Annotated in this window: 7 protein-coding genes; 2 read left to right on the forward strand and 5 right to left on the reverse strand. The window is 70.6% G+C overall.

Annotation, left to right across the window (positions count from 1 at the left end):
- The first annotated feature begins 116 nt into the window (after positions 1-116).
- On the forward strand, positions 117-1,508 hold the full coding sequence (locus Pma05_RS35175; RefSeq protein ID WP_203861843.1) for a CBM96 family carbohydrate-binding protein: 1,392 nt from the start codon (positions 117-119) through the stop codon (positions 1,506-1,508).
- Positions 1,509-1,598: 90 nt separating this feature from the next.
- On the opposite strand, the gene Pma05_RS35180 is transcribed toward Pma05_RS35175, so the two are convergent.
- Positions 1,599-3,488, reverse strand: coding sequence for a pectate lyase-like domain-containing protein (locus Pma05_RS35180; protein WP_203861844.1), 1,890 nt, complete (start codon positions 3,486-3,488; stop codon positions 1,599-1,601).
- A gap of 576 nt (positions 3,489-4,064) precedes the next feature.
- Between Pma05_RS35180 and Pma05_RS35185 the strand changes: the two genes are divergently transcribed.
- Complete coding sequence (locus tag Pma05_RS35185; RefSeq protein WP_203861845.1) at positions 4,065-6,731, forward strand: M14 family zinc carboxypeptidase; 2,667 nt, start codon at positions 4,065-4,067, stop codon at positions 6,729-6,731.
- A 76-nt stretch (positions 6,732-6,807) separates the two neighbouring features.
- Here Pma05_RS35185 and Pma05_RS35190 read toward each other — a convergent pair whose 3' ends face one another.
- The 4 genes from Pma05_RS35190 to Pma05_RS35205 form a co-directional block, all read right to left on the reverse strand.
- Positions 6,808-8,325, reverse strand: a complete 1,518-nt coding sequence (locus tag Pma05_RS35190) for a glycoside hydrolase family 99 protein (protein ID WP_203861846.1) — start codon at positions 8,323-8,325, stop codon at positions 6,808-6,810.
- Positions 8,326-8,554: 229 nt separating this feature from the next.
- Positions 8,555-11,302 (reverse strand): PQQ-dependent sugar dehydrogenase, encoded by a 2,748-nt coding sequence (locus Pma05_RS35195; protein ID WP_203861897.1) that lies wholly within the window; start codon positions 11,300-11,302, stop codon positions 8,555-8,557.
- A 179-nt stretch (positions 11,303-11,481) separates the two neighbouring features.
- Entirely contained in the window at positions 11,482-13,218 is a 1,737-nt protein-coding gene (locus tag Pma05_RS35200; RefSeq protein WP_203861847.1) for a ThuA domain-containing protein, read from the reverse strand.
- Between the two features lie 179 nt (positions 13,219-13,397).
- Positions 13,398-16,274 carry a ricin-type beta-trefoil lectin domain protein gene (locus Pma05_RS35205; protein WP_203861848.1) on the reverse strand — a complete coding sequence of 959 codons (2,877 nt, stop codon included), beginning with the start codon at positions 16,272-16,274 and terminating at the stop codon, positions 13,398-13,400.
- Positions 16,275-16,430 lie beyond the last annotated feature (156 nt).

Here is a 16,430-nt window from a genome sequence, read left to right on the forward strand (position 1 = left end):
GGCGCGGGAAGCGTTCGCCGGCCGGGCACCGAACTGTTCATCCGGACGTGCGACGGCGGTTCATCCACGTCATTAGATTCCCGACGCCTGAACCTCCCGAGGGAAGGAAAGACCGGATGGGTACCCGCCACATTCGACTGGGAGTCGCCGCCGGTGCCACGGTCGCACTGGTGGCCACGACCGCCACGGTGCTGCTCACCGCGACCGCCCCGGCCGGGGCCGCGACCGCCACGTTCACCCCGGTCGCCGACACCTACGTGCAGAACGACACCCCGAGCACCAACTACGGCACCTCGGCCCAGGTCGTGGTGGACAACTCGCCGGTCCGGCGTACCTTCCTGCGGTTCACGGTGAGCGGCGTCAGCGGGCAGTTCACCGGGGCGAAGCTGCGGCTGCGGACGATCAGCGGCAACAGCGGCAGCCCGAGCGGCGGCAGCTTCCGGGCGATCTCCAGCAACGCCTGGTCGGAGACCGGCACCACCTGGAACAACCAGCCCGCGATCGACGGCGCCTCGGTCGGCTCGATCGGCTCGGTGACCAGCAACGCCTGGTACGAGCTGGACGTCGCCGCCGTGGTGACCGGCAACGGCACGTACAGTTTCGCCGGCACGTCGAGCAACGGCGACGGGGCGTACTTCGACACCCGGGAGACCGGGGCGGACGCGCCGCAACTGGTGGTCACCACCGGCAGCACCACCCCGCCGACCACCCCGCCGTCCTCCGGTGACCCGGTGCTGGTCGGCGCGGGTGACATCGCCACCTCGGGCTCCGGGGACAGCGCCACCGCCGCCCTGCTGGACAGCATCGCCGGTACGGTCTTCACCACCGGCGACAACGTCTACGACAACGGCACCGCCAGCGAGTTCAACAGCTATTACCAGCCGACCTGGGGCCGGCACAAGGCGCGGACCCGGCCGTCGCCGGGCAACCACGACTACAACACCTCGGGCGCCACCGGCTACTACAATTACTTCGGCTCGACCGCCGGCCCGGCCGGGCAGGGCTACTACTCCTACGACCTCGGCAACTGGCACGTCGTCTCGCTGAACTCCAACGTCAGCATGTCGGCCGGCTCGGCCCAGGAACGCTGGCTCCGCGCCGACCTGGCCGCCAACACCCGACCGTGCACGCTGGCGTACTGGCACCACCCGCTCTTCACCAGCGGTGCCAACCACGCCCCGTCGACCGCCACCCGCCCGCTCTACCAGGCGTTGTACGACTACGACGCGGACGTCGCGGTCTTCGGGCACAACCACCAGTACGAGCGGTTCGCGCCGCAGAACCCGAGCGGTGCCCGGGACACCAGTCGGGGCATCCGGTCCTTCGTGGCCGGGATGGGCGGCGCCAGCCACTACGGCTTCGGCACGATCGCGCCGAACAGCGAGGCCCGGAACAGCGACACCTACGGCGTGCTGAAGTTCACCCTGCACGCCAACGGCTACAGCTGGCAGTTCGTACCCGAGGCGGGCAAGAGCTACGCCGACAGCGGCACCGGCACCTGCCACTGAACCTTTTCCACCTGAACCGCGCGGCGCGCACCCACCGCGTGCACGGCGGCCGGCCGGAGACCCCGGGCCGGCCGCCGTCGGTGGTCCGCGTTACGCGGCCGGGTACTCCGCGAGGTAGACCGGTGCGCCGACCCGGGTGGTGTCGGCCGGCCCGCCGACGCCGTTGACCACGTGGTCGATGACGCCCGCGCTGAGGTTGACGGTCATGATGTGGTGCAGCCGGACGCCCGGCCTTTCCGGCACCTCGAAGCCGTTCTCGGTGTGGATCGACGGGTTGTTCTGGTTGAAGACGTACACGCCGCCGCCGTAGAGGGTGTGCCGCTTCACCCGGTCGCCGACCTTGTAGCCGGCCCAGCCCTCGACGTCGCCGTTCATCCAGTCGGCCTGGGTCGGCGGGTCGTACGGCAGTTCGTTCTGGTAGAGGATCGTGGTGCCGTCCTCGCCGTTCCAGACCGTGTTGTACCGCTGGAAGTGCTCGACGAAGAGGCCGGTCGCGGTCACGTGGTCCCCGTTGATGACGGCGCCGTACCGGCCGGTGTTGGTCCGCCAGCGGTCGGTGTCGCCGTTGACGCCCTCGGTGAAGCCCTCGACGCCGTGGTCGCCGCGCCAGACCCAGGTGTGGTCGATGAGCACGTGGTCGGCGTTCACCTCCAGGGCGATGTTCGTCCGGCCGATGTGCGGGCCGCCGACCCGGAAGTACACGTCGGAGAGGGTGATCGGGTTCTGCGGGGTGCTGTGGTTGCGGCCGTGCCGGCTGCCGACGCGGAGCAGCACCGGCGACTCCCGCGGCCCGGCGTCGACGGTGACCCCGGCGACCACCACCCCGGGCACCCCGGCGACCTCCAGCGGAACCGCGCCGTTCACGGCGGTCAGCGTGGCGTGCCCGATGCCCAGCACCACCGTGTCGGGGCGGTTGACCTCGATGCTGCGCGCCACGTCGTAGCCGCCCGGGGTGAGCAGCAGGTGCTTGCCCCGGGCCAGTTCCCGGTTGATCACCTGTACCGGGTCGGACGGCCGCGCGACGAAGAAGTCCCGCAGCGGGATCGTCCGGCCCGGCGTCAGCCCGGCACCCCAGGTGATGCCCCGGGTGTCCCGCCGCACCGCCGGCACCCGGACCTGGTAGGCACCCTTCGCGTCCACGAAGAGGTACGGCTTCTCCCGGCTCAGCGGCGTGCTCTCCAGCGTCGTGTACGGCGGGTCGGGGAATCCGGCGTCGTCGGGAGCGCCGACCACCCCGGCGAAGACCTGGTTCCAGACCGCGTTCGACCAGCTCGCGACCTCGGTGTTCCGGGTCAGCCACTGCTGTTGCGAGCCGTTGGTGGTGGCCGGCAGCCGCGAGTCGGCGATGAAGCCGCCGCTGGCGTACTGCGGGCCGGCGGTGCAGTAGTCCATCAGCGACAGTCCGCCGCCGCCGATGTTCATCCGGCGCAGCGAGACCGCCTGTGAGACGGCCCAGAAGTTCGCCGACGCCCGGCAGTCGTCCTGCCCCTTAGCGACGATGTTGAGCGACAGGTTGGAGAGGGTACGCCAGAAGTTGACCAGGGCGATGCAGTTGCCGGTGCCGCCGCCCTCCAGACAGCGGTTGTAGACCTCGACCTTGCCGTTGATCACGACATCGGTGGGTGAGGCCCCGAGCCCGGAGATCTCGGTGTAGTAGCCGACCTTGATCTGTAGTGGCTGCTCGGCGCTGCCGTAGCTGCCGGGCTTGAAGAGGTACGCGTACCGGTCGGTGCCCATCTCGTTGCCGACCTGCCGGGCGTGGGTCGCGTCGAGGGTCGCCTGGATCTCGCTGACCGGCATGCTCGGGTCGAAGACGGTGACGTTGCGCCCGAGGTCCGGGGTACTGGGCCGGGGCGGGTGGGCGTTGGCCGGCACGTTCGTCGCGGCGGTGGCGGTGGCCAGCACGAGGCCGAGCACGAGCACCCGGCGGAACCGGTGGCGCGCGGTGCGCCGCCGGAGGCCGGGGGAGTGGGTCGTCATGCGGTTCGTCCGTCCTTTCCGCTGGCCGGGGCCGGGGCCGGGCCGGTGCGCCGGTGGCGGACCGGGTCCGTCGGAGCCGGGCGCAGCGACGGGGTGGGGTTGCTGCGGTGGGGTGCCCGAACGGAATCGGGCACCGGTGCTGCTGCGTCGTCGTCGACGCACCTCTTCGGAGGGTGGCGGTGGCACCCGGGTCGGATTCAGAGAGCGCTCTCTGCACCGTCCGACGAGCACCACCTCGCCGCGCGAAGTGGATTGAGATGTTTCTACCGGCAACCCGGGCCGTACGCCATTGGGCGAGGGGTTGGTCTCCGGTGTCGGCACCACGGTGTGACGTCGTGATGGCCGGCCTGGGCCAAAAATGTTGATCTCTATTGCCCGAGGGTCGGTCCGACTGGTACTCAATGGAGGCAGGTGATCAACGAACGGCCGGGAGGCGTCGATGATCGTTGCCATCCCTGGGCCGAACCGCCGTCGAAACCCCCACACCCAGACCTACTGGTAGCGGCGCGGGGAGTGCTCTCTCCCCGGGCCAGACGACGGCCGGCCGTGCGAGCCGGCCACGGAAGGCGGCACCAGATGACAAACAGTGAAGGCTCAGGGCTGTCCCGTCGTACCCTGCTCAGGTCCACCGCGGCGGCCGGCGCCGCCGCGACCGCGGTGACCGTGGCCGCCCCCGACGTCGCCGCGGCGCAGCCCGCGACCCGGCCGGTCGCCGCGCCGGACGTCGTGGGGAAGGCCGCCGCGATCCCCACCCCGGAGCAGTACTTCGGGTTCCGGATCGGCTCCGACGGCAGGCTCGCCACCTGGGACCGCATGGTCCCGTACTTCCGGCTCATCGCGGACCGCAGCGACCGGGTCAGCTTCCAGGAGGTCGGCAAGACCACCAACGGCAACCCGTACGTGCTGCTCACCATCACCTCGCCGAAGAACCACCGGAACCTGGACCGGCTGATCGCGATCAACGACCGGCTGGCCGACCCGCGCGGCCTGTCGCCGACCGAGGCCCAGGAACTGGCCCGGACCGGCAAGCCCTTCTACTTCGTGTACGCCGGCATCCACTCCACCGAGGTCGGCAACTCGCAGGCCACCATCGAGTGGGCACACCGGCTGGCCACCGAGAAGTCCGAGTATGTGACGGAGATCCTGGACAACCTGGTGATCCTGCTGGTGCCGGCGCAGAACCCGGACGGGCTGGTGCTGGTCAACGACTACTTCGTGGCCACCGAGGGGACCAACTACACGCGTACCTACCCGGACCTCTACCAGAAGTACACCGGGCACGACGACAACCGCGACTGGTTCATGTTGACCCAGGTCGAGAGCCATCATGCCGTCGCGATCCAGGCGAAGTACCACCCGCAGGTGTTGCAGGACTCGCACCAGGCCGGCGCGGGCTCGCCCCGGATGTTCACCCCGCCCTACCTGTCGCCGTACGACCCGAACATCGACGCGATCACCGTGCAGCAGACCGACGCGCTCGGCCTGGCGATGCAGCGCGGCATGACCGCCGCCGGCATGAAGGGCGTCGGCTGGGGCATGACCTACGACTACTGGACCCCGTCCCGGCAGTACTGCGTCTACCACAACACCGTCCGGATCCTCACCGAGGCGGCGAGCTGCTCGAACCTGGCGTTCCCGAACGTCAGCGACCGGCCGATCGGCAGCCAGGAGTCGTCGATCAGCTTCATCGAGCCGTACGACCAGAAGACCTGGACGCTGCGGCAGATCGTCGACTACGTCTCGCAGGCGTTCTATTCCGGCATCGAGTCGGTCGCCTACGACAACTACAACTGGCTCTACAACTTCTATCGGGTCGGTCGCAAGGCGGTGACCCGGACCAGTCCCCGGGCCTACGTCATCCCGGCCGGTCAGCGCGACCCGCAGGCGGTCCGGGACGCCCTCGACATCCTGCACCGGGGCGCGGTCGAGGTACGCCAGGCACAGTCGGCGTTCACCATCGGCGACCAGCGCTATCCGGCCGGCTCGTACGTGGTCTACCTGAACCAGCCGTACGGCGGCTTCGCCAAGACCCTGCTGGAGGTGCAGGAGTATCCGCACCTGCTGCAATATCCGGGCGGCCCGCCGCAGCGCCCGTACGACGTGACCGCGCAGACCCTGCCGATGCTGCTCGGCTTCCGCGCCGACCTGGTCGACACCTCCTTCGCGGCCAGCACCAAGCTGCTCACCGAGATCAGGCCGGCCCCGGTCAGCATGCCGGCGGCACCGCCGGCCACCGGTGCGTACACCATCGGCCCGGAGTCCTACGGCGTGTTCCGGATCGTGGCCCGGCTGCAACGGCAGGGCATCCCCGTCTTCCGGGCCGCCGCCCAGTTCACCGACGGCGGGCGCACCTTCCCGGCCGGTACCTTCGTGCTGCCGCCGACCGACGCGGCCCGGCAGATGCTCCAGGAGCAGTCGCGCGACACCGGCATCCCGGTGGCGGCCATCTCGACCGTGCCCCGGGTCGCCGGGGCGCAGCTCAAGCCGGGCACCCGGATCGGGCTGCTCAAGCCGGCCAACAACATGCAGTCCGGCTGGCTGATGTGGCAGTTCGACCAGTACGGGGTGAACTACTCCGTGGTACGGGCGCAGGACTACCAGAACCTCGCCGGCCGGTTCGACGCGATCGTCATGCCGCACGGGGTGAGCCGGAACTCGATCGTCAACGGGCTGAACCGGAACAACTATCCGGCGGAGTGGAGCTGGGCGTTCGGGGTCGGCGAGGAGGGCTGGACGAAGCTGCGCGAGTTCGTGACGGCCGGCGGCACCCTGGTGGCGTACGGCAGCGCGACCCCGACCGCACAGGCGCTCTTCGAGTTGCCGCTCCGCTCGGTGCTGCCGACCGACTCGTCGGTCTTCTACTGCCCGGGGGCGCTGCTCAGCCAGGAGATCGACACCTCCGAGCCGGCCGGCTGGGGCATGGACCCGGACAACCCGGTCTGGTTCGACGAGGACCGCGCCTACGAGGTCACCGACCCGGACAAGTACCCGGTGCGGGTGGTCGCGAAGTATCCGGACAGCGGGGAGCAGTTGCAGAGCGGCTGGCTGATCGGCGGCGAGTATCTCAACGGCGCCGTCAACGGTCTGAGCTGGACGGTCGGCACCGGCTCGGTGGTGACCTTCGGCAGTGAGGTCGCCTTCCGTACCTGGAACCGGGGCGAGGCCAAGATGGTCTTCAACGCCTTGTACCACGGTCCGTCCGCGAAGCTCACCCCCGAGCAGTTCGCCCGGCTCGGCCGCTAGGAAACGTCCGGGCGGGACCGGGTTGCCGGTCCCGCCCGGCGCAGCGCAGGATCAGCACCGCCAGGGTGCCGATCGGTCAGCCGCCGATCAGGTCGAACCGTTCCCACGGGCCGATCGCCGTCCGGTTGGCGATCAGCGGGGCGGCTCCGGCGTTCTCGGCGACCACGTACCGGTTGTTCACCGTGGCGCGCAGGCTGACACTGCCGTCACCGTTGCGGACCAACTGGAACGTCTCCCAGCCGCCGACCGCCGTTCGGTTGGCGACCAGCGGGTTCGCCCCGGCGTTCTCGGCGGCGACGTACCGGCCGTTGGCCCGGGCACGCAGCGCGACGTTGCCGCCGCCGAGCTCCACCAGCTCGAACTGTTCCGCCGTGCCGATCGCGGTCCGGTTGGCGATCAGCGGGGCGGTACCGGCCGGGTCGGCGGTGACGTACCGGCCGTTGGCGTGGGCACGCAGGCTCACCGGGCGACCCGGTTCCGGCTGCGGTCCCGGACCCACCGCCGGGTTGTACTGGCGCACCCAGTACCGGGTCCGGTCCAGGTAGGCGGTCTCGGCGGCGGCGCCGGTCTGCCCGTACGCCCCGGAGTAGGTCAGGTAGCCGTGTCCGCCCGGCGGGCTGCTGCTGGCCGGTTCGATCGTCGAGCCCTCGTGCCACTCGTTGAACGAGGTGATCGAGACCCAGCTCGGCGGTCCGCCGTTCGCGGCGCTCAGGGCGTTGCCCCACTGCCGGTCGTAGGCCGCCCCGTTGGCCCGGTCGACCGTCGGGGTGGTGTTGCCGGGTACCGCCCGGTCGTCGAGGTAGCCGGGCGCCACCGAGGGGGCCCAGACCAGGCCGTTCGCCTTGCAGAAGGCGTTGGCGTTGGCCCAGCCGGGCGCGGTCGCCCCGGCGATCCCGTCGTAGGTGTACATGCCGCCGAAGTGCGCGACCTTCGTGGTGTCGGTGGTCTGGGCCAGCACGATGCTGTTCCCCTTGACCTGCTCCAGCGGCGTCCAGTCGGTGATCCGCAGGCTCTCGAAGACGTAGAACGCCGACCGGTTGCCGTGCGCGGCGTCCCGGTGGAAGGCGGGGTGGCCGCCGTACCGGTTGTGGATGTAGTTGATGTCGGCGACGGTCGAGGCGGCGGTCCGCCCGCTGTACGGCTCCAGGTGCCAGGCGACCTGGAGGCCGTGTTCGGCGGCGGCGTCCAGCACGATCGGGGTCAGGTTGTCCTCGAAGGAGCCCTGTCCCCACCAGCTGTAGACCAGCACTCCGACCCCGGCCCGGCTGATCCAGGCCATGTGCTGCCGCACCGCCGCCGGATCACCGGAGTCGTACGCCCCCAGCGTCGGATAGAAGTTGGCGCCGACGTCCTGCGGCGGGGTGTGGTTGCCCTGCTGCCAGTGCCGGTAGCTGCCGGAGTGCGCCGGATTGCCGTACCACGAGTAGTAGAAGATGTGCACGTTGTCGGCGGTCTGCGGCGGAGCTGCCGCCACGGCCGGTACGGCGGTGCCGGGCGGCGCGGCGGCGGCCGGCGGTGTGGCCGGCGCGGCGAGCCCGGCCGCCAGCAGCAGGGTGGCGGCGGTGCTCCGCAGCCAACGCGTTCTCAGGTACATCAGGATTACCTCCGTTGTCGCGCCGGAACCAGGGGCGGTGCGGTCGGTGGCCGCCGACCGCACCGCCCGGCCCGGCGGTGCTCAGCGAGCCCCTTCCAGTTCCCGCTGCGGTCCGTCGTGGCCGCAGGTGGAGGTCGGGGCGCGTGCGCCGCGCGGTTCAGGTTGGCAAGGGTCCAGCTATTGACGAGGGGTTCAGCCGGTTGGCAAGGGATCAGCTATTGACGAGGGTTCAGCCGTCGACGAGGGTGAACTTCTCCCACGGGCCGATCGCGGCCCGGTTGGCGACCAGCGGCTCGGTGCCGGCGTTCTCGGCGACGACGTACATGTTGTTCACCGTGGCCCGCAGGCTGACCGTGCCGTCCGGGTTGCGGACCAGGGCGAACGTCTCCCACGCCCCGGCCGCCGCCCGGTTGGCGACCAGCGGGTTCGCCCCGGCGTTCTCGGCGCAGACGTACATCCCGGTGTTCCGGGACCGCAGTGCGACGTTGCCGCCGCCCAGGTCGACCAGGTCGAACTGTTCGGTGGCCCCGATGCTTGCCTTGTTGGCGATCAGCGGGCTACTGCCGACGGCGCTGACGTACTGGTTGTTGGCCGTGGCCCGCAGCCCGGTCGCCGGTCCGCCGCCGGTGCTGCCGGTGGCGAAGGTGAACGAGTCCACGTCGAAGAGGTTGCCGGCACCGCCCTTGAAGACCAGGAAGAGCGTGGTCGTCCCGGACGGCTGGTTGGTCAGGTTGGTGGAGACGTTGGTGAAGGTGTCCCAGCTACCGGTGTTCGGCACGGCGACGGTGCCGAGCAGGGTACCGGTGGCCGAGCCGGTCCGGACCTCGATGGTGCCGCCCGGCCCGCCGGAGGAGACCCGCGCGGTGAACCGGGTGGCGTTGCCGAGCTGGTACGGCTGGTACGAGATCCAGTCGTTGTTGTCGATGAATCCGGCGGTCCGACCGCCCTCGGCGGCGGCGTGCTCGGCGGTCTGCACCCCGCCGGACTGGGCGCCGAAGTGCTCACCCTGGCGGTGCCTCGGTTGCAGCGTCCGGATGCTGTGCGAGGTGAGGTTGCCGTTGTCGGTGTAGCTGGCGTCGAAGACGCCGTAGATGTTCGCGGCGGCGTCGTGCTCACCGTCCACCGGCACGCTGATGGTGCCGGAGCAACCGGTCTTGGAGGTGATCTCGTGGGCGTGGCTGTCGTGCCCGAGGGCGTAGGTGAGCCGGACCCGGGCGCAGTCGATCGTGCCGTCCTCCGGATCGCTCACCGTCACCTGGAACGGAACGGTGTCGCCGAAGCTGAACAGCGCACCGTTGCCGGGCACGGTCAGGTTCACCGTCGGCGCCGAGTTGCCGACCGTCACCACCAGGCTGGCGGTGCCGGTCAGCCCGGCCGGGTCGGTGACCCGCAGCGTCGGGCTGTACGTCCCGTTGGCCGTGTACGTCTTCGTCGGGTTCGCCGCTGTCGACGTCGTCCCGTCGCCGAACGTCCACAGGTAGCTCAGCGCCCCACCCTCCGGGTCCGAGCTGCCGGCCGAGGAGAAGTTCACGGTCAACGGGCTCGGACCGGAGGTGCGGTTGGCGGTGGCGACCGCGATCGGGTTCCGGTTGCCGCCGCCGATGTACTCGATCCGGTACAGCGCCTGGTTGTTCGCGCCGGTGCCGTAGTCGAGCACGTAGAGCGCGCCGTCCGGGCCGAACGCCTGGTCCATCACCTGGGTACCCCGCCACGGGAAGTCGCTGATCTCCCCGGGGGAGCCGTCGGCGTTCACCGCGATCGCCTTGATCCAGCGCCGGCCGTACTCACCGGCGAAGAAGCGGCCGTTGAGCGAGGCCGGGAACTTGACGCTGGAGTTGAGGTTGGCGTCGTACCGGTAGACCGGGCCGCCCATCGGTGACTCGGAACCGCTGCCGAACTCCGGCGGTGAGCCGGCGTCGCCGTACTTGATCCAGCTCGGCTTGGCCGGCGGCAGGGTGGTCAGCCCGGTGTTCCGGAACGAGTTGTTGGTCGGCCCGCCGGCGCAGTTGTACTTCGCCTGCGACGGCCCGGACGGGAAGGTGTACTCGTTGTACGTCTCCGCCGTGGTGTTCGTGCCCGTGCAGTACGGCCAGCCGTAGTTGCCCGGTGAGGTGATCCGGTTGAACTCGACCTGCCCGCCCGGCCCCCGGTTAGCGTCGCCGACGCCCGCGTCCGGCCCGTAGTCGCCGAGGTAGACGATCCCGGTCGCCTTGTCGACGCTCATCCGGAACGGGTTCCGGAAGCCCATCGCATAGATCTCCGGCCGCGTCCCGGCGGTGCCCGGCGCGAACATGTTCCCGGCCGGGATCGTGTAGGTGCCATCGGCCTGCGGCTTGATCCGCAGCACCTTGCCCCGCAGGTCGTTGGTGTTGCCCGACGAGCGCTGCGCGTCGAACTGCGGGTTCCGGTTGGTCCGCTCGTCGATCGGGGTGTACGAGTTGGACTCGAACGGGTTGGTGTCGTCACCGGTCGACAGATAGAGGTTGCCGGCGGCGTCGAAGTCGATGTCCCCGCCGACGTGGCAGCACTGCCCCCGGTCGTTCGGCACCTGGAGCACCACCCGCTCGCTGCCCATGTTCAGCGTGTCGTCGGCGTTCATGGTGAACCGGGAGAGCCGCAGGTGCCCCTTCCAGCGCTCGAAGTCGGCGGCGGTGCCGGTGGTCGGGGCGTCCCCGGCCGGGGTGCTCAGCGGCGGCGAGTAGTAGAGGTAGACGTAGCGGTTGCTGGCGAAGTTCGGGTCGGCGGCGACGCCCTGCAACCCCTCCTCGTCGTGGGTGTAGACCGGGATGGTGCCGGCGACCTTGGTGTTGCCGGCCGCGTCGGTGACCCGGACCGTGCCGTTGCGGGCGGTGTGCACCACCGACCGGTTCGGGAGCACGGCCAGGGACATCGCCTCGCCGATCTCGGCCGAGCCGGTGGCGAGGGTGACCTGCTGGTAGTCGGCGGCGGGGACCGGATCGGCCTGGGCCGCCACCATCGGCAGCGCGGCGAAGATCGCGGCGGCGGTGGCGACCGTCGCGGTCGCGTACGACCACGGTCGTCGTCTGGTGGGGTGCGGTGTCACGGGGGACCTTCCTTCGGGTGGCGGGGGTGCGCGGGCCGCGCCCCGGGTCGCGGGGCGCGGCCCACGTGTGGTGGGGACGGGCGGAGTGGCGGTCAGCCGCCGTAGACGTTGAGGTCCCAGAGCGAGTAGCCCCACTGGGTGGCGCGCTGGGTACCGGTGATCCGGACGTACCGGCCGGACGCCGAGATCGGCACGTCGTCGACGCCGCCGTCCCCGGTGGTCGTCGCGTAGACCTGGGTCCAGGTCGAGTTGTTCGGCGAGACCTGGATCTGGTACGCCCGGCCGTACGCCGTCTCCCAGTTCAGCCGGACGCGGTTCAACGGGTACGACGCGCCGAGGTCGACGGTGATCGACTGCGGGTCGCTGTACGCGCTGCCCCAGCGGGTACCGGAGTTGCCGTCGACCGCGTTCGCCGCCACGTGCGGGCTGCCCGGCTCGACGCTGGTGGCCGTGACCGACTTGCCCCGGGCCAGGTCGGTGGCGGGCGGCTGGGTCGGCCCGTCGGTCTTGATCCGGACGTTCCGGTAGTTGATGTCCAGCCCGGCGCCGTCGTTCTGGAGTCCGATGTAGCCGTTGGCGATGTTCCGGCCGCTGGTGTAGTCGTTCACCTTGACGCCGTTGAGCCAGACCTCGACCCGCTGGCCGTGCACGCCGATCTCGTAGCTGTTCCACGAGCCGGGCGGGTTCAGCGCGGCGTCCCGGATCGCGGCGTTCGGCGCGGAGAAGCTGTAGACGCTGCCGGTGGTCCGGGACGGGTCGCCGTCGGTGGCGTCGATCTGGATCTCGTGGCCGGCGTCGACCGGCCGCCACGGGTCACCCTGCGGGTCGGGGAAGCCGATGAAGACCCCGCCGTTGTCGTCGCCCGGCATCATCCAGTCGACCTTCAGCGAGTAGTTCGCGTAGGTGCGGACCGGGAACCAGAGCAGCCCCATCCCGCCGAACGAGGTCAGCGTGCCGTCGGCCAGGGTGAAGCCGCCCGGCCCGGCCTGCCGCCACTGCCCGAAGGTGGCCTGGGTGCCGTCGAAGATCGCCGTGTAGCCGGTCTCGGGCCGGCAGTCGGCCGGGGCAGCGCCCGCGGCGATCCGCAGGCCGCCGAGCAGCATCCGGGTGAAGTTCGGATCCGAGTACGACTCGTCGGTGTGCCCGAGCCCGGTATACCAGGCACGCCCGCCGCCGTAGTTCTGGCACCAGGTGATCGGGTGGTCGCCACCCATCGACCCGCCGCTGTACGACGACTCGTCCAGACTGGCCAGCACCTTCACCCGGGACCGGGGATTGGTCCGGTAGTTGTACCACTCGTCGGTGCGGGTCCAGCTCGCCGGCAGGTGCGAGGTGGAGACGTTGCCCCGGTCCTCCACCCGGATCCTCGCCTGCTGGGTCGCCGGATGCGAGGCGAAGTACGCCCCGACCAGCCCGCCGTACCAGGCCCAGTCGTACTCGGTGTCGGCGGCGGCGTGCACCCCGACGTACCCGCCACCGCCCGCGATGTACGACTCGAAGGCGCTCTGCTGCCCGGCGTTGAGTACGTCGCCGGTGGTGTTCAGGAAGACCACCGCCTGGTACTGGCCGAGGTTGCCGGTGCTGAACGCCGCCGCGTCCTCGGTGGCGGTCACGGTGAAGCCGTTGGCGGTGCCGAGCTGCCGGATCGCGGCGATCCCGGGTGCGATCGAGGAGTGCCGGAAACCGGCGGTCTTGGAGAAGACCAGCACCCGGGTCAGCGGGGCGGCCTCGGCCGGTGCCGGTGCCGGTGTCAGCACCGTGATTGCGCCGGCCAGGGCGAGTCCGGCGGCCACCGTGGCGGCTGCCGAGGCGAGAAGACGTCTGCGCATTTGCGAACTCCTAGCGAGGGGGTTGGGGCCCGGGGGCTGCCTGTCGGCAGGGGCAGCCCCCGGGCGGTTCCGTCGCCCGGGACACGGGCGGCGGTACCGACGACCGGCCATCGGCGTAGCCGGCCGCCGGGTCGGATCACTGGGGGATCAGCCGATCGACGGACGTGGTTCGGTCGGGGTCAGGGCAGGGTCCAGTTCTGTGCGCCGGAGGCGTTGCAGTCGTAGATCTGCAACTGCCGGCCGTTGCTCGGGTTGGAGGCGGGGATGTCCAGGCACCGGTTGGCCTGCGGGTTGCGCAGGCTGCCGTTGGCACCGGCCGCCCACTGCTGCGCCCCGGTGCCGTTACATGTCCAGAGCTGCACCAGCGTGCCGTTGGTGGTACCGCTGGCCGCCACGTCCAGGCACTTGCCGAGCGCCCGGACCGTGCCGTCGCCGGGCAGCGTCCACTGCTGGTTGGCCGAGCCCGCGATGCAGTCCCACATCTGCACCCGGGTCCCGTCGGCGGTGCCACCGGCGTTGACGTCGACGCACTTGTTCATCCCCCGGATCGGCCCGGTACGCGGCCCGGGTCCACCGCCGGCCGGGGTGCTGACCCCGGCACCGGTGAAGGTGTAGCTGTCCAGGTCGAGCAGGGCGCCGCCGCTGCCGCCGGTGAAGACGACGTAGAGGTCGTGGGTGCCGTCGTCCGGCTTTGTCACCGGGGCGGTGACCTCGGTGTAGTTGTCCCAGCCGCCGGTGTTCGGCACGGTCACCCTGGCGACCTCCGGGCCGGTCGGCGAGTCGTACCGGAAGGAGACGACGTTGCCGGCCTTGTCCGACGAGACCCGGGCCCGTACCCCGGTGATGCCCTTCAGGCTGACCGCGTGGTGCCGGACGTACTCGCCGGTCTGGATGTCGCCGAGCCGCCGGCCGCCCTCGGCCCCGGCGGCGTTGATCACCTGCGGGCCGTTCAGCGAGACGTAGTGCTCGGCCTGCCACTGCTTGGGCCAGAGGGTGATCTCCTTCTCCCCGGTCAGCGGCACCGATCCGGTGGCGCCCCGGTCGGTGTAGCTCGACCGGAGCACGAAGAAGAGCACCGCGTCCGGGCCGGCGTGCACCGGTCCGGTGTTGACGGTGAAGCCGCAGCCGCTGCCCTGCCCCTCCTCGTGTGCGTGCTCCTGGTGGCCGAGCGCGGCCCGGATCACCACGTTGGCGCAGGGCACGGTGCCGTCCTGCGGGTCGCTGGCGGTGCCGGTGGAGGTGACGTTCTCGTCCCAGGAGATCAGGCCGCCGTTGGGCAGTCCGTCCAGGGTGACCGTCGGCCGGTTGTTGCCGACCACGATGGCGACCTGGGTGGTGCCGGAGCGGCCGGTACCGTCGTTGACGGTCAGCCGGGCCCGCTTGTCGCCGTTGCTGGTGTAGGTGTACGTCGGGTTCGCCGCCGTCGAGTCGACGGTCCCGTTGCTGTCGAAGTCCCAGGCGTACGTCAGCGGGTCGCCGTCCGGGTCGGAACTGCCGGCGCTGGAGAAGCTGACCTGGAGCGGGGCGAGCCCGTTGTCCCGGTTGACCGAGGCGACGGCGGTCGGGGAGCGGCCACCGGCGACGTAGTTGATTTTGTAGAGCCCGGCGGCGACGTCACCGGAGAAGTAGCCGTTGCCGTACTCCAGCAGGTAGAGCGAGCCGTCCGGGCCGAACTCCATGTCGATCGGGTGCACGAACTGCATCCCGGCGAGCACCGGCTCGATGATCGTCGGGCTGCCGGTACGGGCGTTGCCGTTGTCGAACTGGACCTCCTTGATCCAGTTGCGGCAGTACTCGGTGATGATCAGCTTGTTGTCGTAGTACGCCGGCCACTTCACCTCGGAGTTGAGGTTCGGGTCGTAGTGGTAGACCTCGGCGTGGTTCGGCGAGCCGCAGCCGCCCGGGTTGTCCAGTGCCGGCCACTCCTTGCTGCCGCCGTGCTGCTCCCAGACCAGCGCGCCCCGGGTCGCCGGCAACTGCCGCTGGCCGGTGTTGTTCGGCGAGTCGTTGACCGGACCGGTACCGCCGCCGCACGGGAACCAGCCGCGCGGCGAGTTGGTGGCGAAGTTCCAGTCGTTGTAGGCGACGTTCGGCCCACCGCAGTACGGCCAGCCGTGGTTACCCGGCGCGGTGGCCCGGTTGTACTCGTCGTACGCCGCCGGTCCCCGGTTGGCGATCGTGGCACCCGCGTCCGGCCCGACCTCGCCCCAGTACAGGGTGTTCGAGTTCTTCCTGTCGACCCAGATCCGGTACGGGTTGCGTACCCCCATGATGTAGACCTCGGGCCGGGTCTGCGCGGTGCCCGGCGCGAAGAGGTTGCCGGCCGGGATCGTGTAGGTCCCGTTGTCCTCCGGATGGATCCGGTTGATCTTCCCGCGCAGGTCGTTGGTGTTGCCCGAGGTCCGCTGCGCGTCATACTGCGGGTCGCGGCCGGGGCGCTCGTCGATCGGCGCCATCCCGGCCGAGTCGCCGCCGGAGTTGGTGTTGTCACCGACCGCGAAGTAGAGGTTCTCCTGACTGTCCCAGGTCATCGAGCCGGCCGAGTGGCAGCAGAGCCGCCGCTCCGTCGGCCACTCGATCAGCCTCGTCTCGCCGCCCAGTTGCAGCGTGCTGGTGTTGAAGGTGAACCGCGAGATCCGGTTCACCAGCGGGGTGGCGACCGGCGAATAGAAGAGATAGACCCAGCGGTTGGTGGCGAAGCGCGGGTGCAGGGTGATGCCGATCAGCCCGTCCTCGAACCGGGCGTCGAGCGGCAACGTCAGGGCGACGGTGGTCGAGCTGGTGGCCGGGTTGTAGAGCCGGACCTGCCCGCCGCCGGAGCTGGTGCCCCGGTTGATATAGAGCACCTTGCCGTCGGGCAGCACGGACAGCTCGATCGGTTCGCCCATGGAGAGCCCGCCGTCGAGCTTGACCTTCTCGAACTGGGTGGTGGGTGGCGGTGCGGCGGTCGCCGGTGGGGCGGCGACGCTGACCGCGACCAGCGGCGGCAGCAGCGCGGCGACGGTGGCCAGCACGACGGCGGCGACGGTACGACGCGGAGGGGTTCTTCGGTTCATTGGCGCGCTCCGGCGGTTTCGGTTGGTGGTGGGTGGGGTGCGGCCCGGTCGTCGACGGGCGTACGGGCCCGGGGCCGGGACCCGACCGGGCCCGGTCACCCGGGACAGGGGTGCAATGGTGCGGTGTGGTCCGGGGCGGGGCCGCCGACGCCCGAC

Source organism: Plantactinospora mayteni, assembly GCF_016862935.1.
In the GTDB taxonomy this organism is placed as follows: Bacteria; Actinomycetota; Actinomycetes; order Mycobacteriales; family Micromonosporaceae; genus Plantactinospora; species Plantactinospora mayteni.